This is a genomic window from Mycobacterium sp. (assembly GCF_965277065.1).
Classification (GTDB): domain Bacteria; phylum Actinomycetota; class Actinomycetes; order Mycobacteriales; family Mycobacteriaceae; genus Mycobacterium.
Genome location: NZ_CBDIBT010000016.1, coordinates 275151 through 298348 on the forward strand (window position 1 = coordinate 275151; position 23198 = coordinate 298348).

Below are 23198 nucleotides of genomic sequence, written 5' to 3' on the forward strand. Positions count from 1 at the left end.
ATGGTGCGCCCGAAGGGATTCGAACCCCCAACCTTCTGATCCGTAGTCAGATGCTCTATCCGTTGAGCTACGGGCGCCTGCGTTCAGTTATTTCATATGGTGTGGCGACGCGGTACGCCCGGCTTCGCCGGGCTTGCGATCGCCACGTCGTGTGGTGGCGGAGGCGAGAGGATTTGAACCTCCGGTCCCCTTTGAGGGGGACAACTCATTAGCAGTGAGTCCCATTCGGCCGCTCTGGCACGCCTCCTTGGACCGTCTGAGGGTACCGGACCCGCTCAGGTGACGACACAGGCCGGGCGACGGGCCCTCCCGGGACCGCCGCGGAGCACAGCGTACACAGGCCAGACATATGCTGTCGAAATGACCGCACGCCTCCGCCCCGAGATGGCCGAGCTGCCTGCGTACGTTCCCGGCAAGACAGTCCCGGGCGCGATCAAACTGGCCAGCAACGAGACCGTCTTCGGGCCGCTGCCTGCCGTCCGCGCCGCCATTGACCGCGCCGCCGATGCCGTCAACCGCTACCCGGACAACGGCTGCGTCGACCTCAAATCGGCGTTGGCCAAGCACCTGAACTCCGGCCGGGTCGCCCACGCCGGCGGCTGGGGACCTGAGCACATCGCCGTCGGCTGCGGATCGGTGAGCCTGTGCCAGCAGCTCATCCAGATCACGGCGACGGCGGGCGACGAGGTGCTATTCGGCTGGCGCAGCTTCGAGATCTACCCGCTGCAGGTCCGCCTAGCCGGCGCCACCGCCGTCCAGGTACCGCTCACCGACCACACCTTCGATCTGAACGCGATGCTGGCCGCGGTCACCGAGCAGACCCGGCTGATCTTCGTCTGCAATCCCAACAACCCGACCTCGACGGTGGTGGATCCCGACGCGCTGGCCAGGTTCGTCGAGGCGGTGCCGTCGCACATTCTCATTGCGATCGACGAGGCCTACGTCGAATACATCCGCGATGGCCTGCTGCCGGAAAGCTTGGCCTTGGTGCGCGACCACGGCAATGTCGTTGTGCTGCGGACGTTTTCGAAGGCGTACGGGCTGGCCGGCCTGCGGGTGGGGTATGCGGTCGGGCATCCGGACCTGATCACCGCACTGGACAAAGCCTACGTGCCGTTCACCGCGACGAGCATCTCCCAGGCCGCGGCGATCGCGTCGCTGGACGCCGCCGACGAGCTGCTGGCCCGCACCGATGCGGTGGTCGCCGAGCGAGCGCGGGTCAGCGACGCGCTGCGTGCTGCCGGGTTCACGCTCCCGTCGTCTCAGACGAATTTCGTGTGGCTGCCGCTCGGGCCGCGCACACTGGATTTCGTGGAGCAGGCAGCGGTCGCCCACGTCGTGGTCCGGCCGTACGGCAGCGACGGTGTCCGGGTCACGATCGGTGCGCTGGAAGAGAACGACGCGCTGCTCAAGTTCGCTGTGAACTGGATCTAGCCACCGGTGACGATGCGGGCGGGTAGCGGCCCGATGAGGAACCGGACATTGGGACGAGGAGATCGGAATGACTGACGACCTGACGCGCAAGAAGTTCACCGAGTTCAAGGAACGCACGGCCGCGATCGAGGACGCCGAGCTGGACGAATTTTGGGCGAGCCTGCCGCCGGCCACCATCGACGGCATGCTCGGCGAGTGGAAGGGTGGCGAGTTCGTCACAGGCCACCGGATGAACGGTCAGCTGGAGAAGTCTCGCTGGTTCGGCAAGACCTTCAACTCGCCTGTCGACGTCCAGCCGCTGGTCTGTCTCGACGACGACGGCAACCGCTTTTCGAACGTCAAGATGGGCAAAGGCGAAGCCAGTCTGTGGCTCAAGGAGTTCCGCGGCGAGGTGACCGCCACGATGGTCTACTGACTTACTGGCGGTCTAACCGGTGCCACGACCACTTCAAGCAGGTCGACGACCGCGCGGTGATGGGGATCATGAACGGCAAGGGCGTCATCGACGTCCAGGACGGGGTAGGCCGCTACTTCTACTTCTTCCTCGAGCGCGTCTAGCCCTTCGCCGCTAGAGCTTCGTCGCCGGATCGCGGCCGGTGAATGCCACCAGCCGGTGGATGGCCGGTGCGTTCTCGTCGACCTCGACCGGGTCGCCGAATTCCCCGTTCGCGCGGCGCTCGGGAGTGATGATTTTCTGGGCCAGGTCCAGGACGTAGTTCGCCAACGAGTCAGGCACGTTTGCCGGGTGCCCGATAGCCGCGGCGTAATCCCATCCGTGGACCAGCAAACCGAATGCCAGGACGCTCGCCAAGATCCGCACCGGCGTCTCAGTGCCGCGCCAGGTGACGGCGCCGTCCAAACCGTGACGGCTGTGGAACGCGTCCAGGGTGGGCCGGCCGACGACGATGATCTGACGCTCGACGGAGTCGTCGGCGTCCCGCGTCGGTAGGTTGGCGTCCAGTGCCGCGCCGATCGACGCGATCGTCTCGACCATGTGATCGGTCAATTGGGCCACGTCGAAGTCGCCACTGGTTGTCGGACGTGACAGGTCGTCGCGTGAAATCGGATGCACGATGTGCTGCAGAACTCCCAGTGCCGCTTCGGCTGCGCGCAGTTCGTCAGCGGGAGGTGAGTCGGGGCCAGGGCGTAAGTCGGAGGGCATGACGTCAACGGTACGGTTTCGTCATGGGTGAGCCATACGAGTCAGTCACCGTTGAACATAAGGATCATGTCGCGCAGGTGACTCTGATCGGGCCGGGCAGGGGCAACGCGCTCGGGCCGGCGTTCTGGTCGGAGCTACCGGAAGTATTCGCGAAGCTCGGCGCCGACTACGAGGTGCGGGCCATTGTCCTGACCGGCTCGGGAAACAATTTCAGCTACGGCCTGGACGTCCCCGCGATGGGCGCGACGCTTGCCCCGGTGCTGGCGGGCGGCGAGTCGGCCCGACCCCGCGCCGACTTCCACCTCGAGGTGCTGCGCATGCAGGAGGCGATCAACGCGGTCGCCGACTGCCGCACGCCGACGATCGCGTCGGTGCACGGTTGGTGCATCGGCGGCGGCCTGGACCTGATCTCTGCGGTCGACGTCAGGTATGCCAGCGCGGACGCCAAGTTCTCGGTGCGCGAGGTCAAGCTCGCGATGGTCGCCGACATGGGCAGCCTGGCCCGGCTGCCGCTGATCCTGTCCGATGGACACCTGCGCGAGCTCGCGCTGACCGGCAAGAACATCGACGCCGCACGCGCCGAGAAGATCGGGCTGGTCAACGACGTGTTCGCCGACCCGGCCCTCACCCTGCAGGAAGCGCACGCGACTGCCGCCGAGATCGCCGACAATCCGCCGCTGACGGTTCGCGGTGTCAAGGATGTGCTTGACCAGCAACGGATTTCGCAGGTGTCGGCCAGCCTGCGTTATGTGGCGGCGTGGAATGCGGCGTTCCTGCCGTCGAAGGATCTGTCCGAGGGGATCACGGCAACCTTCGCCAAGCGTCCGGCGAAGTTCACCGGCGAATAACGCGGTTCGGCACGCCCACATCGGGTAACCGACCGAAATGGCTACTTATCGAGTACTCGACCCGCACGGCGACGTTGTCGACACCAAGGACATCTCCAGTGCCGAAGACGCGCACGCCTGGTTCGTCGACTCCAAGGCCGACAACTCCGAACTGGGCTGGCGGATGGAAGTCGAAACCGACGGCGACTGGAAGTTCTTCGACGACACCGAGGGTGATCGGTCCTGATACGTATCGCCTTAGGGCACTTCGTCATCGTCGTCCTGTAGCAGTTTTTCGGGGTGGTGGAACGTGTTGACCCGCGGCTGTCCTCGGTCGAGGTGGGGTGGGGGGATCCATTCGGTGTCGCCGCGGCTGTTTTTGCGGGTGGTCCAGCCTTGTTCGGTGAGGTCGTGGTTGGGGTGGCAGGTGAGGGTGAGTTGGTTGATGTCGGTGACCGGGTTGGTCCGGTAGGGGTCGCAGTGGTGGACCTCGCACAGGTAGGCCGGGATGGTGCAGCCGGGGAAGGTGCAGCCACGGTCTTTGGCGTAGAGGACTATTCGCTGGGCTGGTGAGGCCAGGCGTTTGGTGTGATACAGCGCCAAAGCTTTGCCGTGGTCGAAGATCGCCAGATAGTGATGGGCGTGCGAGCCGAGCCGGATGACATCGGACATCGGCAGCAGGGTGCCGCCGCCGGTCAGCCCACGCCCGGCGCCGGCCTCCAACTCCTGCAGGGTGGTGGTGACGATGAGGGAGGCGGGTAGGCCGTTGTGTTGGCCGAGCCCACCGGAGGCCAGCAGCGCGCGGGTCACGGCGAGCAGGGCGTCGTGGTTGCGCTGGCTCGCGGTGCGGGTGTCGCCCTGGATGGCGGCCTGGGATGGTGTCCCGCTGATGCAGGGTTCGTGATCGTCGGGGTTGCACATGCCGGGGGCGGCGAGTTTGGCGAAGACGGCGTCGAGGGTGGCGCGGGCTTGGGGGTTGAGCCAGCCGCTGATCGGGGACATGCCGTTGGTGTCTTGGGTGCCGATGGTCAGGCCGCGGCGTTTGGCGCGGTCGATGTCGGTGAAGTCGCCGTCGGGGTTGAGGCAATCGGTCAGTTTCTCGGCGAGTTTGGCCAATTCGTCGGGGCGATGCTCGCGGCTCAGGCGGGCCAGCTGCGCCTCAGCCTTGCTCCGGGTCTCGAGGTCAACGAAATCGGGCAGGCGATGGAAGAAGCTGCGGATCACCGCGACATGACCGGCACCGAGCTCGCCGTTGCGTTGCGCGGCGGCAGTGGCCTCCAACACCGGCGGCAGTGGTTCGCCATTCAACGCCCGCCGCTGGCCCAAATCGGCGGCTTCGTGGATACGCCGGGAGGCCTCGGCGCGGCTGATCCGCAACCGGTTCGCCAACGCCGGCGCCAACTTGCCACCCACCTCGGTCGGGTCGGCCTGCCCGGCGAGCTGGTTGAGCAGCGCGTGTTCGATGGCCGGCTGCCCGCGCCGCATCTGCTCAAGGCTTTCCAGCACACCGAGCCGCTCGGGCGTCGTCAACACGTCGAACGTGAGGTCACACGCCCGTTTGTGCGCAGCCGAAAGCGCATCGAGAACCTCGACGATCTCCTCACGACTACTAGCACGCATGTTCGAATAATAACGAGCCGGGGGCGACTAAATCACGTCGCCAAACCCCCACCTGTGGATAACCGTCCAACTGTGGATAATTCGGCGACCGAGGCCCCACGTACCCTCACGGCATGGACGACTTGCAGGGCAGAATTCACGTCCCGGCCGACCTCGACTCGGTCACCGCCATCGGCGACGAGGACCACTCCGGCATCGACCCGCAGGCCGTCGAGCGGATCTGGGAAGCCGCCCGCCACTGGTATCAAGCCGGCATGCATCCGGCGATCCAGGTATGCCTGCGACACAACGGCAGGGTCGTGCTGAACCGCGCGATCGGGCACGGCTGGGGCAACGCCCCCACCGACGAGCCGGGCGCCGAGAAGATCCCGGTCAAGACCGACACACCGTTCTGCGTCTACTCGTCGGCCAAAGCGATCACCGCGACCGTCGTCCACATGCTCGTCGAACGCGGTCACTTCTCGCTCGACGATCGTGTCTCCGAGTACATCCCGACCTATACCAGCCACGGCAAGGACCGCACCACCATCCGGCACGTGATCACCCACAGTGCCGGTGTCCCATTCCCGACCGGACCACGGCCTGACCTCAATCGCGCGGACGACCACGAATACGCCCAAGAGCAACTCGGCAACCTGCGGCCGATCTACCGGCCGGGCCGGGTGCACATCTACCACGCGCTGACCTGGGGGCCGCTGATGCGCGAGATCGTCTATGCCGCCACCGGCAAGGACATCCGCGACATCCTGGCCACCGAGATCCTCGACCCGCTGGACTTCCGCTGGACCAATTTCGGTGTGGCAGAAGAGGATATCCCGCTGGTCGCGCAGAGTCACCCAACCGGTGCACAATTACCGGCCCCTATCGCGGCGGCGTTCCGCAAGGCGATCGGCGGCACGCTCTACCAGACGATCCCGATCACCAACACCCCACTGTTTCTCAAGACCGTCGTCCCGTCGTCCAACACGATCTCGAACGCCGACGAGATGTCCCGATTTGCCGAAATATGGCTTCGCGGAGGCGAACTCGACGGCGTCCGGGTGATGAGCCCGAAAACACTACGCGACGCGGCCAAGCAGGCCCGTCGGCTGCGGCCGGACGTCGCGACGGGCCTGCTACCCGCCCGCTGGGGCACCGGGTTCCAGCTCGGCACAAAGAGATTCGGCCCGTTCGGCCGCGGCGCACCGGCGGCGTTCGGCCACCTGGGCCTGGTCAACTGCGCGATCTGGAACGACCCGGAGCGCGCATTGGCCGCCGGCGTGGTGAGCAGCGGCAAGCCCGGCCGAGACCCGGAGGTCAAGCGCTACACCGCGCTGATGGATCGGATCGCCGCTGAGATACCGCGCGTTTGGTGATCCTGCGTCATAGTTGAGCGGTGCAGCCGCAGTATCCGTACTACCCGGGTTATCCGCCCGCCGTTCCGCCGCGGCGGCATTCGGGCGTCGACATCGCCCTCACCGTGATCCTGTCGGTGGTGGCGGGGGCACTCACGCTGGGCTCGGTGTCGTTCTCGTTCTTCTTCGTGATGGCCACCGATTCCTGCGGGTCGCGACACTGTAACTACGACGCGCTCGGAGCCGCGTATCTGGTGACCTGGGGCGGGATCGGGCTGGCGATCCTGGTCGGCGCGGTGGGGATCATCGTCGCCGCGATTCGCACGTTGACGATGTGGTACTGGCCGGCGGGGTCCCTGCTGATCATCATCGCCTCGACCGGAGCCGGCTTGTCACTGGCCAACTCGGTGCTCCATCAGAGTTGACGGCGGTGGCGGAGGGATTTGAACCCCCGGACGGTTTTAGCCGTCTCTCGCTTTCAAGGCGAGTGCATTAGGCCGCTCTGCCACGCCACCGAGGAAAAGGGTAGCGGTGGTGAAGCGCCCGCCTCCTCTTCGGGCCGTGCCGGCCCGCATCGTCACCGAGCGGGGCGCCGGGCGGGTCAGCCTGAGCCTTTCAGCGCGGCGCTGATCCGACGGCAGTTCTCCCCGACCGCGACCACCTGCGAGCGCGACAGCGGACCGAGGAAGTGGGCGCGGATGGCATCGGCGTATGTCGCGACGGCCTGTCGCGATATCGCCCGGCCGTCGTCGGTGATCGCGGCGATGACCCCGCGCCGGTCGTCCTGGCTGGCCTCGCGGCGCACCAGCCCCTGTGCCTCGAGGCGACGAACCTGGCGGGTGAGCCGACTCGGCAGCGACGCCAGCGCATCGGCGAGGTCCCCCATCCGGGCGCGTCCGCTCGGCGCGCGCTCCAGCACGTCGAGAACTCTCACGTCGAACAGTGACAGTTGGTGCGCCTCGGTGAGACGACGATTGAGCGTCGCATACAACCGCAGGGTGGAATCCAGGAAGTTCTGCCACGATTTCTGCTCTGCGATATCGAGCCCGGGCATGTCGCTGGCTGTCCGGCCGGCAATGAGGGCGGCCATCACGTCATGCTATGCCTCACATCGCCTTTGGAACAGACGGAAATCCGCGGCTAGTAGCGTGACGGGGATGTACGCCATCGTCGCTGAATCCGCCGATCGACTCCTGTGGCAGCAAGTTCCCGACGTCGTCGCCGGACACGGTGAGGCGCTGGTCAAGGTCAGCGCCGCCGGGGTCAACCGCGCCGACTTGTTGCAGGCCGCCGGACTGTATCCGCCGCCGCCGGGCGCCAGCGAACTGCTGGGCATGGAGGTCTCCGGGGTGATCGAGGCGGTCGGTGACGATGTCGCGGACTGGTCGCCCGGGCAAGAAGTCTGCGCCTTGCTGGCCGGAGGCGGCTACGCCGAATACGCTGCGGTTCCGGTCGGCCAGCTGCTGCCCCATCCCGCCGGCCTCGACCTGATCGACTCCGCCGGTATACCGGAGGTGGCGTGCACGGTCTGGTCGAACCTGGCGATGACGGCGCATCTGCGCGAGGGCCAGCTGCTGTTGATGCACGGCGGCGCCAGCGGCATCGGCACCCACGCGATCCAAATCGCCCGCGCGCTGGGTGCTCGGGTCGCCGTCACCGCGGGCTCGAAGGGCAAGTTGGACTTCTGTCGGGACCTCGGCGCTGAGATCTTGATCAACTACCGCGACGAGGATTTCGTGGCGCGGGTGCACGAGGCGACCGACGGCGCGGGCGCCGACGTCGTCTTCGACATCATGGGTGCGTCCTACCTCGACCGGAACATCGACGCGCTGGCCCCCGATGGACGGCTGATCATCATCGGCATGCAGGGCGGCATCAAAGGAGAGCTCAACATCGCCAAGCTGCTGAGCAAACGGGCGCATGTCATCGGCACCACGCTGCGCGGCCGGCCGACCAATGGTCCGAGCAGCAAGGCCGAGGTCGTCGCTGCGGTGACGGAATCGGTCTGGCCGATGATTGCCGACGGCAGGGTGCGAGAAATCATCGGCGCGCGCCTGCCGATTCAGGACGCCGCCGAGGCCCACCGCATGCTGTCCTCAGGCGAGGTGACCGGAAAGGTCATATTGACTGTCTAGCCCAGCGAAGCAAGGGCGCGTACCAACTGATCGACCTCGGCCATCGTCGAGTAGTGCGCGAGACCGACGGTGACCGCGCCGCCGACGTCGTTGACGCCGATCACATCGAGCACCCGCGAGCTGGCGTTGGAGATCGCCAGGATCCCGTTGTCCGCCAGCCGCTGGACCACCCGCTCGGCCGGCACTTCATGCACGGCGAAGCTGACCACGGGTATCCGGGACTCGGGCCGTGCGATCACCACCACCAACGGCAGTGACCGCAGCGAGCTCATCAGGTAGTCGAAGATGCTGTCCAGGTAGGTTGTCGCGGATTGCAGTGAGGTGGAGAGTCTTTCGCGCCGAGTGCCGCGCGCCGACTCGTCGAGCGAAGCCAGGTACTCGATGCTGGCGACGAAGCCGCCGAGCAGGCCGTACTGGTGCACGCCGACCTCGAGGCGGGCCGGCCCGGTGGCGTACGGGTTGGCCGACACCGAGGTGAAGGTGTTGATCATCGCCGGGTCGCGGAACACCAGAGCACCGACCGGTGGACCGCCCCACCCGACGGCGTTGATCGCCACCACGTCGGCCTCGATGTCGTGGATGTCGATCAGCCGGTAGGGAGCGGCGGCGGAGTGGTCGACGACGACGAACCCGCCGACGTCGTGCACCAACTTCGTCACCGGCCGTAGGTCGGTGACGGTGCCGAGAGTGCCCGACGCCGAACTCACCGCAACCAGTCGCGTCGCCTGCCCGATCAGGCCTTCCCATTGCCAGGACGGCAGGTCGCCGGTTTCGATGTCGACCTCCGCCCACTTCACCTTGGCGCCGAACCGGTTGGCGGCGCGCAGCCAGGGCGCGATGTTCGCTTCGTCGTCGAGGCGGGTGACGATCATCTCGTAGCCCAGGCCGGCGCGCGTCGACGACGCATCAGCCAGCGAGGCCAGCAGCACCGCCCGGTCGGAGCCCAGCACCACACCACGGGGGTCGGCGTTCACCAGATCGGCCGCCGCCTGTCGCGCCGCCTCCAGCACGGCGGCACTCCGTTTGGCCGAGGGATGCGGGCCTTTGGTGCTGGGGAATGATCCCCGGAACGCCGTCGAAACGGTCGTTGCCACCGAGTCGGGGATGAGCATCCCGGACGGGGCATCGACGTGTACCCAACCGTCCCCTAGCGACGGGTGCAGCCCGCGCACTCGGGCGACGTCGTAGGCCATACAGCCACCTTAGAGCCATGCACAATAAGACGAACCGTGACGGTAGCGGGCACCCGGATACGTCCACACCGTCCCGGGCCAGGACACCCGGGCAGCCATACTAGTCGCGTGGGGCTCTGCTTCGGAATGCTGATCGCATTGTTTTTGCTGATCGTGCCGGGGGCGATCATCGGGCGGATCACCCAGCTCAGCTGGCCGATCGCGGTCGCAGTCGGTCCGGCGTTGACCTACGGCGTGGTCGCCCTGGCGATAATCCCGTTCGGCGCCATCGGAATCCCTTGGAACGGTTGGACGGCGCTCGCCGCGCTCGCCGCGGTGCGCATCGTGATGATCTGCCTGCAGCCGTTGCTGGCCCGCCACCGTGACGCCAGGACAGTCGGCGCTGAGACCGCAGCGATCGACCGCCGGCAGGCGCTGACCGTTGCGGCAGGGGTGCTGCTCGGTGGGTTGCTGATCATGTGGGCGGCCTATCGCGGCGTCGTGCATTGGCAGTCCATCCCCAGCACCTGGGACGCGGTCTGGCATGCCAACACGGTTCGCTTCATGCTCGACACCGGCCAGGCGTCGTCGACCCACATGGGCGAGCTCCGCAACGTCGAAACCCATCGGCCGCTGTACTACCCGTCGGTGTTTCACGCGCTGACCGCCGTCTACTGCCAGCTCACCGGAGCGGCGCCGACGACCGGCTACACGGTCAACTCGTTGGCGGCCTCGGTCTGGCTGTTCCCGTCCAGCGCCGCGACGCTGACCTGGCACCTGCTCCGGCCCCGCACCGAGCATGCCGCGGGGGTGGCCGCGACCGCCGCGGCGCTGTCGGCGTCGTTCACGTCGGTGCCCTACGTCGAGTTCGGCACCGCGGCGATGCCGAACCTAGCGGCCTACGGGGTGGCGATCCCGACGTTCGTCCTGGTCGCCTCGACGTGCAAGCATCGCGACCGCATCCCGGCGGCGGTGCTCGCCCTGGTCGGCATCTTCTCAGTGCATCTCACCGGTGGGTTCGTGGTGATCCTGTTCGTGGCGGCCTGGTGGCTGATGGACGCGTGGTGGCATCCGGTGCGGGGACGGCTCGCCGACGTGCTGACGCTGGCGGCGGCGGCGGTGCCGGCGGTGCTGATTCTGGCGCCGCAGTTCATCGGGGTGGCCAAGCAGGCCGACATCATCGCCGGGCACGCGTTCCCCAGCTTCAAGACCGTCAAGCAGGGTGTGATCGACGCGTTGCTGCTGCACACCCGTCACCTCAACGACTTCCCTATTCAGTACGGTCTGGTGGCGCTGAGCGGCATCGGCTTGGCGATCCTGCTGTACAAGAAGATCTGGTGGCCGCCGGTGATCTGGCTGGTGCTCGTCGTGGCGACGATCTACTCCGGGGCTCCGTTTCACAATCCGCTCGGCAGCGCCATCCAGCAGTTCAGCCAGTTCTTCTACAACGATCCGCGCCGGCTTTCAGCGGTGACGACGATGCTGGTGACGCCGATGGCGGCGGTCGCGGTGTTTGCCTTGGTGGTCGGCGTCGTGGCGGTGGCCAAACGGTTCCTGCTTCTTCGATTCAAAGTGCCTGAAGCGGTGTGGGTTTCGGCGATCGTGGCACTGCTGGTGTTGACGACGACGGTCACCGCACGGCATTACCTGTACCGGCATCTGGTGTTGTTCGGCGACAAGTACGACTCGGTGATCGTCAACCAGAAAGACCTCGACGCGTTCGCCCACCTGGCCACGCTGCCGGGCGCGCGGACCACCCTGATCGGCGACTCCAACGTGGATGGCACCGCGTGGATGTACGCCGTCGCCGACCTGCACCCGCTGTGGACCCACTACGACTACCCGCAACAGATCGGACCGGGCTACTACCGCTTCATCTTCTGGGCGTACGCCGACGCCGACGCGCTACCAGGGGTTCCCGAGGAGAAGCGGGCGTTGGTGCCGGAAGCAATCCGGGCGCTCAACATCCGCTACATCCTGACCAGCGCGCCTACGGTCCGCGGGTTCAAGGTGCCCGACGGACTAGTCTCGATAGACCGATCGAAGTGGTGGACGAAGATCTACGACAACGGCGAAGCCTGGATCTACGAATGGCGCGGCCCGACAACTCCCCGAGGTGACAAGCATTGAGTAACGACGACGACATCGAGGTCATCGGCGGCGTTGATCCCCAACTGATGGCGGCCGCGCACGACGCCGACGACGAGGATCGGTCGATCACCGATCTGGTCGAACAGCCGGCCAAGGTGATGCGGATCGGCACGATGATCAAGCAACTCCTCGAAGAGGTGCGCGCCGCTCCGCTGGACGAGGCCAGCCGCAGCCGGCTGCGCGAGATCCACGCCACCAGCATCCGCGAACTCGAAGACGGGCTGGCGCCGGAACTGCGCGACGAACTCGACCGACTCACGCTGCCGTTCACCGAGGGCACGGTCCCGTCGGACGGCGAACTCCGCATCGCCCAGGCTCAGCTGGTCGGTTGGCTGGAGGGACTGTTCCACGGAATTCAGACCGCGCTGTTCGCACAGCAGATGGCCGCCCGCGCGCAGATCGAGCAGATGCGCGAGCAGCGTGGCCTGCCGCCGGGCGTCGGCAGGTCGGCCGGCAACGGTGGCTCGGCTTTCGGCCAATCGGGTTCCGGCACTGGGCAATACCTGTAGGCGACCGGTGACGCCAACTGGTCCACACATCGAGACCCACGACGCGTGGGTGGAGTTTCCGATCTTCGACGCCAAGTCGCGGTCGCTGAAAAAGACGTTCCTGGGCGGCTCGATCGGTCGCAACGCATCGAACGTGGTGGTCATCGAGGCACTGCGGGACATCACCCTGTCGCTGGAGCTTGGCGACCGGGTCGGGCTCGTCGGCCACAACGGGGCCGGGAAATCGACTCTGCTGCGGCTACTTTCGGGCATCTACGAGCCGACCCGCGGCTCGGCGATCATCCGCGGCCGGGTGGCGCCGGTGTTCGACCTCGGCGTCGGCATGGACCCCGAGATCTCCGGGTACGAGAACATCCTCATCCGCGGACTCTTCCTCGGGCAGACCCGCAAGCAGATGCTGGCCAAGGTGGACGAGATCGCCGATTTCACCGAACTGGGTGACTACTTGTCGATGCCGCTGCGGACCTACTCGACCGGTATGCGGGTGCGGTTGGCGATGGGCGTGGTCACCAGCATCGACCCGGAGATCCTGCTGCTCGACGAGGGGATCGGCGCCGTCGACGCCGACTTCCTCAAGAAGGCGCAGACGCGGTTGCAGAAGTTGGTCGAACGTTCCGGAATCCTGGTCTTCGCAAGCCATTCCAACGAATTTCTGGCCCGGCTGTGCAAGACCGCGATGTGGATCGAACACGGCGTCATCAAGCAGACCGGCGGCATCGAAGACGTCGTGCGGGCCTATGAAGGCGACGACGCCGCCCGGCATGTGCGTGAGGTGCTCGCCGAAACCGACCGCGAAACGAACCGCGCGTGAGCGAGCTAGTGTGCGCCGTCGTGGTCACCCACCGGCGGCCCGACCAACTCGCCAAATCACTCGGTGTGCTGAGCACCCAGAGTCGGTTACCTGATCAGTTGATCGTGGTCGACAACGATTTTTCTGATGACGGCGACGGCGTGGTTCGCGACCTGGTCGCCGATCAACCCGTCCCGACGACCTACCTGCCGTCACGCCGAAACCTCGGCGGCGCAGGCGGTTTCGCCCTCGGCATCCTGCACGCGCTGGCGCTCGGCGCGCAGTGGGTATGGCTGGCCGACGACGACGGACACCCGCAGGACAGTCAGGTGCTGGCCACGCTGCTGGCCTGCGCCGACAAGCACCGGCTGGCCGAGGTGTCGCCGATGGTGTGCAACGCCGACGACCCGGAGAAGCTGGCATTCCCGTTGCGCCGCGGCCTGGTCTGGCGCCGACTGGTCAGTGAACTGCGCACCGAGGCCGGCCAGGATCTGCTGCCCGGGATCGCGTCGCTGTTCAACGGCGCACTGTTCCGCGCGTCAGCGTTCGACGCGATCGGCGTGCCCGACCTGAGGCTGTTCGTCCGCGGCGACGAAGTGGAGATGCACCGGCGGCTGGTCCGGTCGGGGTTGCCGTTCGGGACCTGTCTGGACGCGGCCTACCTGCACCCCTGCGGATCGGCCGAGTTCAAGCCGATCCTCGGTGGGCGGATGCACACGCAGTACCCCGACGACGCCGCCAAGCGGTACTTCACCTACCGCAACCGTGGCTACCTGATGGCGCAGCCGGGTCTGCGCAAACTGCTCCTTCAGGAGTGGTTGCGGTTCGGCTGGTTCTTCCTGATTTCCCGTCGCGACCCCAAAGGTCTGCTGGAGTGGCTGCGGCTGCGCCGGCTGGGCCGCCGGGAACAGTTCGAGAGGCCCTAGGAGTGGCGCAGGTGACGACCGTCGACATTGCCGCGGAATCCAAGACGATGGCCCGGGCCTGGGGCGACCTGGTCGACGGGTACCGCCGCCGCGAGCTGTGGTTGCACCTCGGTTGGCAGGACATCAAGCAGCGTTACCGCCGCTCGGTGCTGGGCCCGTTCTGGATCACCATCGCCACCGGAACCACCGCCGTCGCGATGGGCGGCCTGTACTCCAAGCTGTTCCATTTGCAGCTCTCGGTGCACCTGCCCTACGTCACGCTCGGCTTGATCATCTGGAACCTGATCAACGCGTCCATCCTGGAAGGCGCGGATGTGTTCGTCGCCAACGAGGGACTGATCAAGCAGCTGCCGACGCCGCTCAGCGTGCACGTCTACCGGCTGGTGTGGCGGCAGATTATCCTGTTCGGGCACAACATCGTCATCTACGTCGTCATCGCGATGATCTACCCGAAGCCGTGGTCGTGGGCCGACCTGGCGGTGATCCCGGCGCTGGGGCTGATCGTGCTCAACTGCGTCTGGGTGTCCCTTTGTTTTGGCATCCTGTCGACGCGTTTCCGCGACATCGGCCCGCTGCTGTTCTCCGTCGTCCAGTTGCTGTTCTTCATGACGCCGATCATCTGGAACGACGACACGTTGCGGCAGCAGGGCGCCGGGCAGTGGTCGAAGATCGTCGAGCTCAACCCGCTGCTGCACTACCTGGACCTGGTACGCGCGCCGCTGCTGGGTGCTCACCAGGAGTTGCGGCACTGGGCCGTGGTGATCGGGCTGACGATCGTGGGCTGGCTGGTGGCGGCGTTCGCGATGCGTCAGTACCGCGCGCGCGTGGCCTACTGGGTCTAGCGCCGGGCCGGTTGCCGTGATCTCGCCGCGGGTATCTGATTGCGAGATCAAAGGAGGCTTGCCATGAGTGCAACGAACAGGGTCAGAAACAAGCTGCAGAAGGTCGGCGGCAGAGCGAAGGAGACGATTGGCCGCGCAACGCGAAACCGCAGGCTGGAAAATCGCGGGGTGCGTGATCGGGTGACATCTGACGTCAAGGACGTCGGGGAACGAGTCAAAGAGACGTTCGGTGGCAGGTGGGGGCGGGGCGGCCGTCGAATCTGATCCGTCCGCGAGGCGACACCCACGACGGCGCGTCGGGCGTGACGTTCCCGTGCTGACCCCCCGTAGACTTCCCGCCGATGGCTGAGATCGCAGCGAGCACCCCCTTGCCGCTGAAAACGCAGGCGTGGCGATTCATCGTCACCGGCGGACTGTCGGCGGTCGTCGACTTCGGCCTCTACGTGCTGCTGTTGCGGACCGGCCTGCAGGTCAACGTCGCCAAATCGCTGAGCTTCGTCGCCGGCACCACCACCGCCTACCTGATCAACCGCCGCTGGACCTTTCAGGCTCCGCCCAGCCGGGCCCGATTCATCGCCGTCTGCGCGCTCTACGCGCTCACCTACTGCGTGCAGGTCGGCATCAACTACGTCTTCTACCTGCAGTTCGCCCACGAGCCATGGCGGGTGCCGGCCGCGTTCGTGATCGCACAGGGCACCGCGACGGTGATCAACTTCGTCGTGCAGCGATCGGTGATTTTCCGGCTGCGATGACCAGGGCGTAGGGACAGGTACCCTTTCTGACGATGTTGAGCAGCGACATTCCGACCACGAAAACCCCGCTGATGGGCTTTGGCCGCACCGCGCCGTCGGTGGCGGAGGTGTTGTCGACCCCGGACGCCGACCTGATCGCCAAGGCGGTCGGTCAGGTAGCTAGCGCGGGCGGGCAGCCGAACAGCAGAGGCGTGATCGCCCGCGGGCTGGGCCGTTCCTACGGTGACAACGCCCAGAACGGCGGCGGCTTGGTGATCGACATGACGCCGATGAACAAGATCCACTCGATCGACTCCGACACCCGCCTGGCCGAGGTGGACGCCGGCGTCAGCCTCGACCAGTTGATGAGGGCGGCGCTGCCGTTCGGGCTGTGGGTGCCGGTGCTCCCGGGCACCCGGCAGGTCACCGTCGGCGGCGCGATCGCGTGCGACATCCACGGCAAGAACCACCACAGCGCCGGCAGCTTCGGCAACCACGTGGTGTCGATGGATCTGCTGACGGCCGACGGCCAGATCCGCCACCTGACCCCGGACGGTGAGGACGCCGAGCTGTTCTGGGCCACCGTCGGCGGCAACGGGCTGACCGGCATCGTGCTGCAGGCCGTCATCGCGATGACGCCGACCGAGACGGCGTACTTCATCGCCGACGGCGTGGCCACCCGGGACCTCGACGAGACCGTCGCCGTCCACCTCGACGGCAGCGAGGACTCCTACACCTACTCCAGCGCGTGGTTCGACCTGATCAGCCCGCCCCCGAAGCTCGGCCGGGCCTCGATCAGCCGGGGCAGCCTGGCCAGGCTGGATCAGTTACCGGCGAAACTGGCGAGGAACCCGCTGAAATTTGATGCGCCGCAACTTCTTTCGGTGCCGAACATATTCCCGATCAGTGCGATGAACAAGCTGTCGTTCATGGCGATCGGCGAGGTGTACTACCGGCTGGGCGGAAACTACACCGGGAAAATCCAGAATTTGTCGCAGTTCTACCACATGCTCGATCTGGTCAGCGGCTGGAACAATGCTTATGGCCCAACGGGTTTCGCGCAACATCAGTTCCTGGTGCCGCCGGACGCGCTGGAGGAGTTCAAGGCCATCATCCGCTGGATCCAGACGCGCGGCCACTACTCCGCGCTGAACGTCTTCAAGCTCTTCGGACCCGGCAACCGGGCCCCGCTGAGCTTCCCGATGGCCGGCTGGAACGTCGCGATGGACTTCCCCAACAAGCCCGGCGTCAACGAATTCCTCAACGAACTCGACAGCCGGGTGATGGAATTCGGCGGCCGGGTCTACACGGCCAAGGACTCGCGGGTCAGTGCCGACAACTTCCACGCCATGTATCCGCGCATCGACGAATGGATCGCGGTGCGCCGCAAGGTCGATCCGACCGGGGTCTTCGTCTCGGACATGGCCCGACGTTTGGAGCTGCTCTAAATGGTGCTTGACGCCGTAGGAAACCCTCAGGCCATCCTGCTGCTGGGCGGCACGTCCGAGATCGGGCTGGCGATCTGCGAGCGCTATCTGCGCAACGCCCACGCACGAATCGTGTTGGCCGACCTGCCCGACCATCCGGGCAAGGACAAGGCCATCGCGCAGCTGAAGGCGGCCGGCGCCAAGTCGGTCGAGTGGATCGACTTCGACGGCATCGACACCTTCGGCCACCCAGCGGTGATCGACGCCGCTTTCGCGGGCGGCGATATCGACGTTGCGATCGTCGCGTTCGGCCTGCTCGGCAACGCCGAGGAGTTGTGGCAGGACCAGCGTAAGGCGGTGCAGATCGCCCAGATCAACTACACCGCAGCGGTTTCGGTCGGCGTGCTGCTGGGCGAGAAGCTACGCGCGCAGGGCTTCGGACAGATCATCGCGATGAGCTCGGCGGCCGGCGAGCGGGTCCGGCGGTCCAACTTCGTCTACGGCTCCACCAAGGCCGGCCTGGACGGCTTCTACCTCGGGCTTGGCGAAGCCCTGCGGCCCAGCGGAGTTCGCGTGCTGGTGATTAGGCCCGGACAGGTGCGCACCACGACGACGATCGAGCACTGGAAAGCCACCGGAGCCAAGGAAGCACCCTTCACCGTCGATAAGGAAGCCGTCGCCGAACTGGCCGTCACATCGGCCGCCAAGGGCAAGGAACTCGTCTGGGCGCCAGGCACTTTCCGCTACCTGATGATGGTGCTGCGACACATCCCGCGGCCGATCTTCCGTAAGCTGCCCATCTAGATGCGCAACGCGCTGGCCACCGTCGGCCACCTGGCGATCGCGGTCGCGATCGCAGCAGCGGTCTCGGTGGTGTCGCTGACCGCCATCGCCCGGGTGCAGTGGCCGGCCTACCCGTCGTCGAATCAACTACACGCGCTGACCACGGTCGGCCAGGTCGGCTGCATCCTCGGATTACTCTGTGCCGGTTCGGTTTCCCGGCGCGGCCGACGGACGGTGGCGCAGTTGGTGGCGCTGGTCTTCGTCTCCGCGTTCTCGGTGGTGACGCTCGGCATGCCGCTGGGGGCCACCAAGCTCTACCTGTTCGGCATATCCGTCGACCAGCAGTTCCGCACCGAATACCTGACCCGGCTCACCGACAGCGCGGCCCTGCACGACATGACCTACACCGGCCTGCCGGCGTTCTACCCGCCGGGCTGGTTCTGGGTCGGCGGCCGCGTCGCCGCGCTGACCGGGACGCCGGGCTGGGAGACGTTCAAGCCCTGGGCGATCACCTCGATCACGATCGCTATCGTCATGGCGTTGGTGTTGTGGTCGCGGATGATCCGCTTCGAGTACGCGCTGCTCGTCACGACCGCGACCGCCGCGGTGATGCTGGCTTACAGCTCGCCGGAGCCGTACTCGGCGATGATCACCGTGCTGCTGCCGCCGGTGCTGGTCCTGACCTGGTCGGGTCTGCGTAATGCGACCCGCGGCGGCGGTTGGGCCGCGGTGATCGGCGCCGGGGTGTTCCTCGGGGTGGCCGCGACCTGCTACACCCTGCTGACCGCCTACAGCGCCTTCACCATGGCGCTGATGGCGTTGGTGCTGACCGCCTCTCGCCGGCGCGACGGGCTCAAAGCCGCGGCGGATCCGCTCGTGCGACTGGTCGTCATCGCGGCGATCGCGACGGCCATCGCGGCGACGACCTGGCTGCCGTTCCTGGTGCGCGCCGCCCACGACCCGGTGAGCAACACCGGTAGCGCCTTTCACTACCTGCCGACCGACGGCGCCGAGCTGACCTTCCCGATGCTGAAGTTCACCCTGCTGGGGGCGCTGTGCCTGCTCGGCACGCTGTGGCTGGTCGTGCGGGCGCGCTCGTCGGTGCGGGCGGGCGGCCTGGCCGTCGGCGTGCTCGCGGTCTACCTGTGGTCGCTGCTGTCGATGCTCGCCACGCTGGCCCGCACCACCCTGCTGTCCTTCCGGCTGCAGCCGACGCTGACGGTGTTGCTGACCGCGGCGGGCGTGTTCGGCTTCGTCGAAGCAACCCTCGTCATCCAGGCCCGCGGCCGCGAGCGTGCCTGGGGCCGGGCCGTGCTTCCGGTGGCAGGTTCGCTCGGGCTGGCCGCCGCGATCGCGTTCAGCCAGGACATCCCCGACGTGCTGCGGCCCGACCTGACCATCGCCTACACCGACACCGACGGGCACGGCCAGCGCGGCGACCGGCGTCCGCCCAGCTCGGAGAAGTTCTACCGCGAGATCGACGCCGCGATCACCACGGCGACCGGCAAACAGCGCGACGACACGGTCGTGCTGACCGCCGACTACAGCTTCCTGTCCTACTACCCCTACTACGGCTTCCAGGGCCTGACGTCGCATTACGCCAACCCGCTGGCCCAGTTCGACAAGCGCGCCGCCGCGATCAAGGACTGGGCCAAGCTCAAAACCGCCGACCCGTTCATCCACGCCCTGGACACGCTGCCGTGGGCGCCGCCGACGGTGTTCCTGATGCGGCACGGCGGGTCGGCCGGCGAGTCAAGCAGCTACACCCTCCGGCTGGCCGAGGACGTCTATCCCAACCAGCCCAACGTGCGCCGCTACACCGTGGAACTCAACGCCGCGATCTTTGCCGACCCCCGTTTCACCGTCACCAAGATCGGCCCCTTCGTGCTGGCCGTCCGCAAACCCTGATGGCTACCGAGACGACCGAAGGGGAGCAATTAGCATCTAGCTCCGTGGGCAGCCAGGCAGTCAGGAGTTACCGGGCCGCCCGTCTCGTTGCCATCGTCGCCGGTGTGCTCGGCACCCTGCTGGCCGTCGCGACACCGCTGCTTCCGGTCAAACAGACCACCGCCCAACTGAACTGGCCGCAGAACGGCGTGCTCGGCAGCGTCGAAGCCCCGCTGATCGGCTACGTCGCCACCGACCTCACCATCAGCATTCCCTGCCAGGCCGCCGCCGATCTGTCCGGCACCGGCAAGACCGTGCTGCTGTCGACCGTCCCCAAGCAGGCACCCAAGGCCGTGGACCGCGGCCTGCTCATCGAACGCACCAACGACGACCTGGTGCTGGTGGTGCGCAACGTTCCGCTGGTGGTCGCGCCGCTGAGTCAGGTGCTCAGCGAGACCTGCCAGAAGCTGGTCTTCACCGCGCACGCCGACCGCGTGGTCGGCGAATTCGTCGGTCTCACACAGGGATCCAACGCCGAGCATCCCGGTGCGGCGCTGCGTGGCGAGCGCAGCGGGTACGACTTCCGGCCGCAGATCGTCGGCGTCTTCACCGACCTGAGCGGGGGGTCCCCGCCGGGCCTGACGTTCTCCGCCACCGTCGACACCCGCTACAGCAGCTCACCGACGCCGTTGAAGATGGCCGCGATGGTGCTCGGGGTGGCGCTGACCCTCGTCGCGCTAATCGCGCTGCACATCCTGGACACCTCCGACGGCACCCGGCACCGCCGCTTCCTGCCACCCCGCTGGTGGTCGATGAGTGGGCTGGACGGCCTGGTCACGCTGGTGCTGGTGTGGTGGCACTTCGTCGGCGCCAACACCGCCGACGACGGCTACATCCTGACCATGGCCCGGGTGTCCGAGCACGCCGGATACATGGCCAACTACTACCGCTGGCTCGGCACGCCGGAGGCGCCGTTCGGCTGGTACTACGACCTGTTGGCGCTGTGGGCGCACGTCACCACCGCCAGCATCTGGATGCGGCTGCCCACCCTGCTGATGGCGCTGGCCTGCTGGTGGGTGATCAGCCGGGAGGTCATCCCGCGGCTGGGTCATGCCGTCAAGATCAGCCCGGCGGCGGCATGGAGCGCCGGCGGCGTTTTCCTGGCGGTGTGGCTGCCACTGGACAACGGCCTGCGGCCGGAGCCGATCATCGCCGTCGGCATCCTGCTGACCTGGTGTTCGGTCGAGCGCGCGGTGGCCACCAGTCGGCTGTTGCCGGTGGCGATGGCCTGCATCGTCGGGGCTCTGACACTGTTCTCCGGCCCGACGGGCATCGCCTCGATCGGCGCACTGCTGGTGGCAATCGGCCCGCTGCGCACCATCATTGCGCGCCGCTCGCGGCAATTCGGGGTGCTGGCGCTGCTGGCGCCGATCGTCGCTGCGGTGAGCGTCAGTACGATCCTGATCTTCCGCGACCAGACTCTGGCCGGGGAGCTGCAGGCCACCTCGCTCAAGCGTGCCCTCGGGCCGAGCCTGAGCTGGTTCGACGAGCACATCCGCTACGAGCGGTTGTTCATGGCCAGCCCCGACGGGTCGGTGGCCCGACGTTTCGCGCTGCTGGTGTTGATGGTCGCGCTCGGCGTTTCGGTGGCAATGACGTTGCGCAAGGGCCGAATTCCGGGCACCGCGGCCGGCCCGAGCCGTCGAATTATCGGGATCACTGTCATTTCGTTCATCGCGATGATGTTCACGCCCACCAAGTGGACGCACCACTTCGGCGTGTTCGCCGGGCTGGCCGGCTCGCTGGGAGCGTTGGCCGCGGTCTCAGTGACCGCCACGGCGATGCGCTCGCGCCGGAATCGGACGCTGTTCGCCGTGGTGGTGATGTTCATCGTGGCGCTGTCCTTTGCTAGCGTCAACGGCTGGTGGTACGTCTCAAATTTCGGTGTGCCATGGTCAAATGCGTTCCCGCAGTGGCACTTCGGATTCACCACCGGCTTCCTGGCGCTGACCTTGTTGCTCGCGCTGCTGGCGGCCTGGTTCCACTTCGTCAAGAGTGGCAGTGATGCCGATCCGCCCCGCGACTCGCGGTTCGGTCGAATCATTCGGTCCCCCTTGGCGATTGCCGCGTGGGCGCTGGTCTTCTTCCAGGTGCTGTCGCTGACGCTGGGCATGACCGACCAGTACCCGGCGTGGTCGGTGGGCCGCTCCAACCTCCAGGCTGCGACCGGTCTCAAGACCGGTCGGACGTGCGGACTGGCCACCGACGTCCTCGTCGAGCAGGATCCCAATGCCGGCATGCTCAAGCCCGTCTCCGCGGACGAGAAGGACGCGCTGGCAGACGGTTTCGCTGAGGGCTTCGACCCCAACGGCATCCCCTCCACAGTGTCCGCCGACCCGGTGATGGAACGCCCCGGCGATCGGAGCTTCGTCAGCGACGACAGCAACGTCACCAACGGCGAGGCCGGCACCGAAGGCGGCACGACCGCCGCGCCCGGCATCAACGGCTCACGCGCGCGGCTGCCCTACGGCCTCGATCCGGCGCACACCCCGGTGCTGGGCAGCTGGCGATCAGGCGTTCAGATGCCGGCCCGGCTGCGGTCGGCCTGGTACCGGCTGCCCGACCAGAGCCAGCGCAGCGAGTCCGCGCCGCTAGTAGTGGTGTCGGCGGCGGGCCGGTTCAACTATGGCGAAGTCGAGATGCAGTGGGCCACCGACCAGCAGGCCGCGGCGAACAAGCCCGGCGGCTCGACCGGACTCGACGACGTCGGGGCGGCACCGGCCTGGCGCAACCTGCGGGCGCCGCTGTCCGCGCTGCCGCACGACGCCACCCAAGTTCGGGTGGTGGTCAGCGACGACGACCTCGCGCCGCAGCACTGGATCGCCGTCACCCCACCGCGGATCCCGCATTTGCGCACGCTGCAGGATGTGGTCGGATCGTCGGACCCGGTGCTGTTGGACTGGCTGGTCGGCCTGGCCTTCCCGTGCCAGCGGCCGTTCGGCCACCAGAACGGCGTCGAGGAAGTGCCTAAGTGGCGGATCCTGCCCGACCGCTTCGGCGCCGAAGCCAACTCGCCGGTGATGGACAAGAACGGCGGCGGACCGCTGGGCGTGACGGAATTGCTAGCGCGCCCAAGCACGGTGCCGACATATCTGAAGGACGACTGGTCTCGCGACTGGGGCGCGTTACAGCAGTTGACGCCGTACTACCCGAACGCCGAACCCGCTGAACTCGACCTCGGTTCGGCGACCCGCAGCGGCTTGTGGAGCCCGGCGCCGCTGCGGCGGGGTTAATTCCGGCGTGGACCCACGAGCCACCAAAATGAGGGGTCGCGTGTCGGCTAGGAACGTCGAAGGGCTTCGGTCAGCCTTCGTCGGAGGATTTTAAGGTACGGCGCATCCAGATTGGGTCCCCATCGCAATTCGCCTGTTTCGAAGATGACGCGTAGTGCCGAGGTTGTCCCTCGCA

21 protein-coding genes, 3 tRNA genes and 1 pseudogene are annotated in these 23198 nt (G+C 66.9%); 18 read left to right on the forward strand and 7 right to left on the reverse strand.

Translation table 11 applies throughout. The annotated features are described in order from the left end of the window. Position 1 precedes the first annotated feature (1 nt). Together ACQY5A_RS07140 and ACQY5A_RS07145 are read right to left on the reverse strand one after the other, a co-directional pair. Positions 2-77, reverse strand: a tRNA-Arg gene (locus ACQY5A_RS07140). A 78-nt stretch (positions 78-155) separates the two neighbouring features. Further along, positions 156-247, reverse strand: a tRNA-Ser gene (locus ACQY5A_RS07145). 113 nt (positions 248-360) lie between these two features. Between ACQY5A_RS07145 and ACQY5A_RS07150 the strand changes: the two genes are divergently transcribed. Together ACQY5A_RS07150 and ACQY5A_RS07155 are read left to right on the forward strand one after the other, a co-directional pair. Next, entirely contained in the window at positions 361-1434 is a 1074-nt protein-coding gene (locus tag ACQY5A_RS07150) for a pyridoxal phosphate-dependent aminotransferase (RefSeq protein ID WP_428339678.1), read from the forward strand. Positions 1435-1501: 67 nt separating this feature from the next. After that, positions 1502-1992 (forward strand): annotated as a pseudogene (locus tag ACQY5A_RS07155) (GXWXG domain-containing protein). A gap of 10 nt (positions 1993-2002) precedes the next feature. Here the strand turns inward: ACQY5A_RS07155 and ACQY5A_RS07160 are convergent. Then, positions 2003-2596 (reverse strand): TIGR03086 family metal-binding protein, encoded by a 594-nt coding sequence (locus ACQY5A_RS07160; protein ID WP_428339679.1) that lies wholly within the window; start codon positions 2594-2596, stop codon positions 2003-2005. 23 nt (positions 2597-2619) lie between these two features. Between ACQY5A_RS07160 and ACQY5A_RS07165 the strand changes: the two genes are divergently transcribed. Together ACQY5A_RS07165 and ACQY5A_RS07170 are read left to right on the forward strand one after the other, a co-directional pair. Beyond that, positions 2620-3444, forward strand: a complete 825-nt coding sequence (locus ACQY5A_RS07165; protein WP_428339680.1) for a crotonase/enoyl-CoA hydratase family protein — start codon at positions 2620-2622, stop codon at positions 3442-3444. Between the two features lie 37 nt (positions 3445-3481). Continuing rightward, positions 3482-3670, forward strand: coding sequence for a hypothetical protein (locus ACQY5A_RS07170; protein WP_428339681.1), 189 nt, complete (start codon positions 3482-3484; stop codon positions 3668-3670). 11 nt (positions 3671-3681) lie between these two features. Here the strand turns inward: ACQY5A_RS07170 and ACQY5A_RS07175 are convergent, their stop codons facing one another. Next, on the reverse strand, positions 3682-5043 hold the full coding sequence (locus tag ACQY5A_RS07175; protein WP_428339682.1) for an HNH endonuclease signature motif containing protein: 1362 nt from the start codon (positions 5041-5043) through the stop codon (positions 3682-3684). Positions 5044-5156: 113 nt separating this feature from the next. Here ACQY5A_RS07175 and lipE point away from each other — a divergent pair, with 113 nt between their 5' ends. Next, positions 5157-6398: a lipase LipE gene (lipE, locus tag ACQY5A_RS07180; protein WP_428339683.1), complete on the forward strand. Its 1242-nt coding sequence runs from the start codon at positions 5157-5159 to the stop codon at positions 6396-6398. A 20-nt stretch (positions 6399-6418) separates the two neighbouring features. Continuing rightward, complete coding sequence (locus ACQY5A_RS07185) at positions 6419-6802, forward strand: hypothetical protein (RefSeq protein ID WP_428339684.1); 384 nt, start codon at positions 6419-6421, stop codon at positions 6800-6802. Positions 6803-6805: 3 nt separating this feature from the next. Here ACQY5A_RS07185 and ACQY5A_RS07190 read toward each other — a convergent pair. Together ACQY5A_RS07190 and ACQY5A_RS07195 are read right to left on the reverse strand one after the other, a co-directional pair. Continuing rightward, positions 6806-6892: transfer RNA gene (locus ACQY5A_RS07190), tRNA-Ser, on the reverse strand. 86 nt (positions 6893-6978) lie between these two features. Further along, entirely contained in the window at positions 6979-7467 is a 489-nt protein-coding gene (locus ACQY5A_RS07195) for a MarR family winged helix-turn-helix transcriptional regulator (protein ID WP_428339685.1), read from the reverse strand. 67 nt (positions 7468-7534) lie between these two features. Between ACQY5A_RS07195 and ACQY5A_RS07200 the strand changes: the two genes are divergently transcribed. Continuing rightward, entirely contained in the window at positions 7535-8512 is a 978-nt protein-coding gene (locus ACQY5A_RS07200) for an NAD(P)H-quinone oxidoreductase (protein ID WP_428339686.1), read from the forward strand. On the opposite strand, the gene ACQY5A_RS07205 is transcribed toward ACQY5A_RS07200, so the two are convergent. Beyond that, positions 8509-9705, reverse strand: coding sequence for a cysteine desulfurase-like protein (locus ACQY5A_RS07205; protein ID WP_428339687.1), 1197 nt, complete (start codon positions 9703-9705; stop codon positions 8509-8511). The two genes, ACQY5A_RS07200 and ACQY5A_RS07205, sit on opposite strands and share 4 nt — an antisense overlap. 108 nt (positions 9706-9813) lie before the next feature. Between ACQY5A_RS07205 and ACQY5A_RS07210 the strand changes: the two genes are divergently transcribed. The 11 genes from ACQY5A_RS07210 (at position 9814) to ACQY5A_RS07260 (ending at position 23023) form a co-directional block, all read left to right on the forward strand. Next, positions 9814-11814, forward strand: a complete 2001-nt coding sequence (locus tag ACQY5A_RS07210) for a DUF6541 family protein (RefSeq protein WP_428339688.1) — start codon at positions 9814-9816, stop codon at positions 11812-11814. Positions 11815-11861: 47 nt separating this feature from the next. After that, positions 11862-12344, forward strand: coding sequence for a bacterial proteasome activator family protein (locus ACQY5A_RS07215; protein WP_428339935.1), 483 nt, complete (start codon positions 11862-11864; stop codon positions 12342-12344). 7 nt (positions 12345-12351) lie between these two features. Then, positions 12352-13155, forward strand: a complete 804-nt coding sequence (gene wzt, locus ACQY5A_RS07220; protein ID WP_428339689.1) for a galactan export ABC transporter ATP-binding subunit Wzt/RfbE — start codon at positions 12352-12354, stop codon at positions 13153-13155. Next, positions 13152-14060, forward strand: coding sequence for a galactofuranosyltransferase GlfT1 (gene glfT1, locus ACQY5A_RS07225; RefSeq protein WP_428339690.1), 909 nt, complete (start codon positions 13152-13154; stop codon positions 14058-14060). Before wzt ends, glfT1 begins: the two co-directional genes overlap by 4 nt. 11 nt (positions 14061-14071) lie before the next feature. Then, positions 14072-14902 carry a galactan export ABC transporter permease subunit Wzm/RfbD gene (gene wzm / locus ACQY5A_RS07230; RefSeq protein WP_428339691.1) on the forward strand — a complete coding sequence of 277 codons (831 nt, stop codon included), beginning with the start codon at positions 14072-14074 and terminating at the stop codon, positions 14900-14902. 63 nt (positions 14903-14965) lie between these two features. Then, entirely contained in the window at positions 14966-15166 is a 201-nt protein-coding gene (locus tag ACQY5A_RS07235; protein ID WP_428339692.1) for a CsbD family protein, read from the forward strand. Positions 15167-15243: 77 nt separating this feature from the next. Beyond that, positions 15244-15654, forward strand: a complete 411-nt coding sequence (locus ACQY5A_RS07240) for a GtrA family protein (protein ID WP_428339693.1) — start codon at positions 15244-15246, stop codon at positions 15652-15654. 32 nt (positions 15655-15686) lie between these two features. Beyond that, the gene (locus ACQY5A_RS07245) at positions 15687-17081 is read left to right on the forward strand and encodes an FAD-binding protein (protein WP_428339694.1); all 1395 of its coding nucleotides are present in this window, start codon (positions 15687-15689) and stop codon (positions 17079-17081) included. After that, entirely contained in the window at positions 17082-17864 is a 783-nt protein-coding gene (locus tag ACQY5A_RS07250) for a decaprenylphospho-beta-D-erythro-pentofuranosid-2-ulose 2-reductase (RefSeq protein ID WP_428339695.1), read from the forward strand. Beyond that, complete coding sequence (locus tag ACQY5A_RS07255) at positions 17865-19751, forward strand: galactan 5-O-arabinofuranosyltransferase (protein WP_428339696.1); 1887 nt, start codon at positions 17865-17867, stop codon at positions 19749-19751. Then, positions 19751-23023 (forward strand): arabinosyltransferase domain-containing protein, encoded by a 3273-nt coding sequence (locus tag ACQY5A_RS07260; RefSeq protein ID WP_428339697.1) that lies wholly within the window; start codon positions 19751-19753, stop codon positions 23021-23023. Before ACQY5A_RS07255 ends, ACQY5A_RS07260 begins: the two co-directional genes overlap by 1 nt. The last annotated feature ends 175 nt before the right edge of the window (positions 23024-23198 follow it).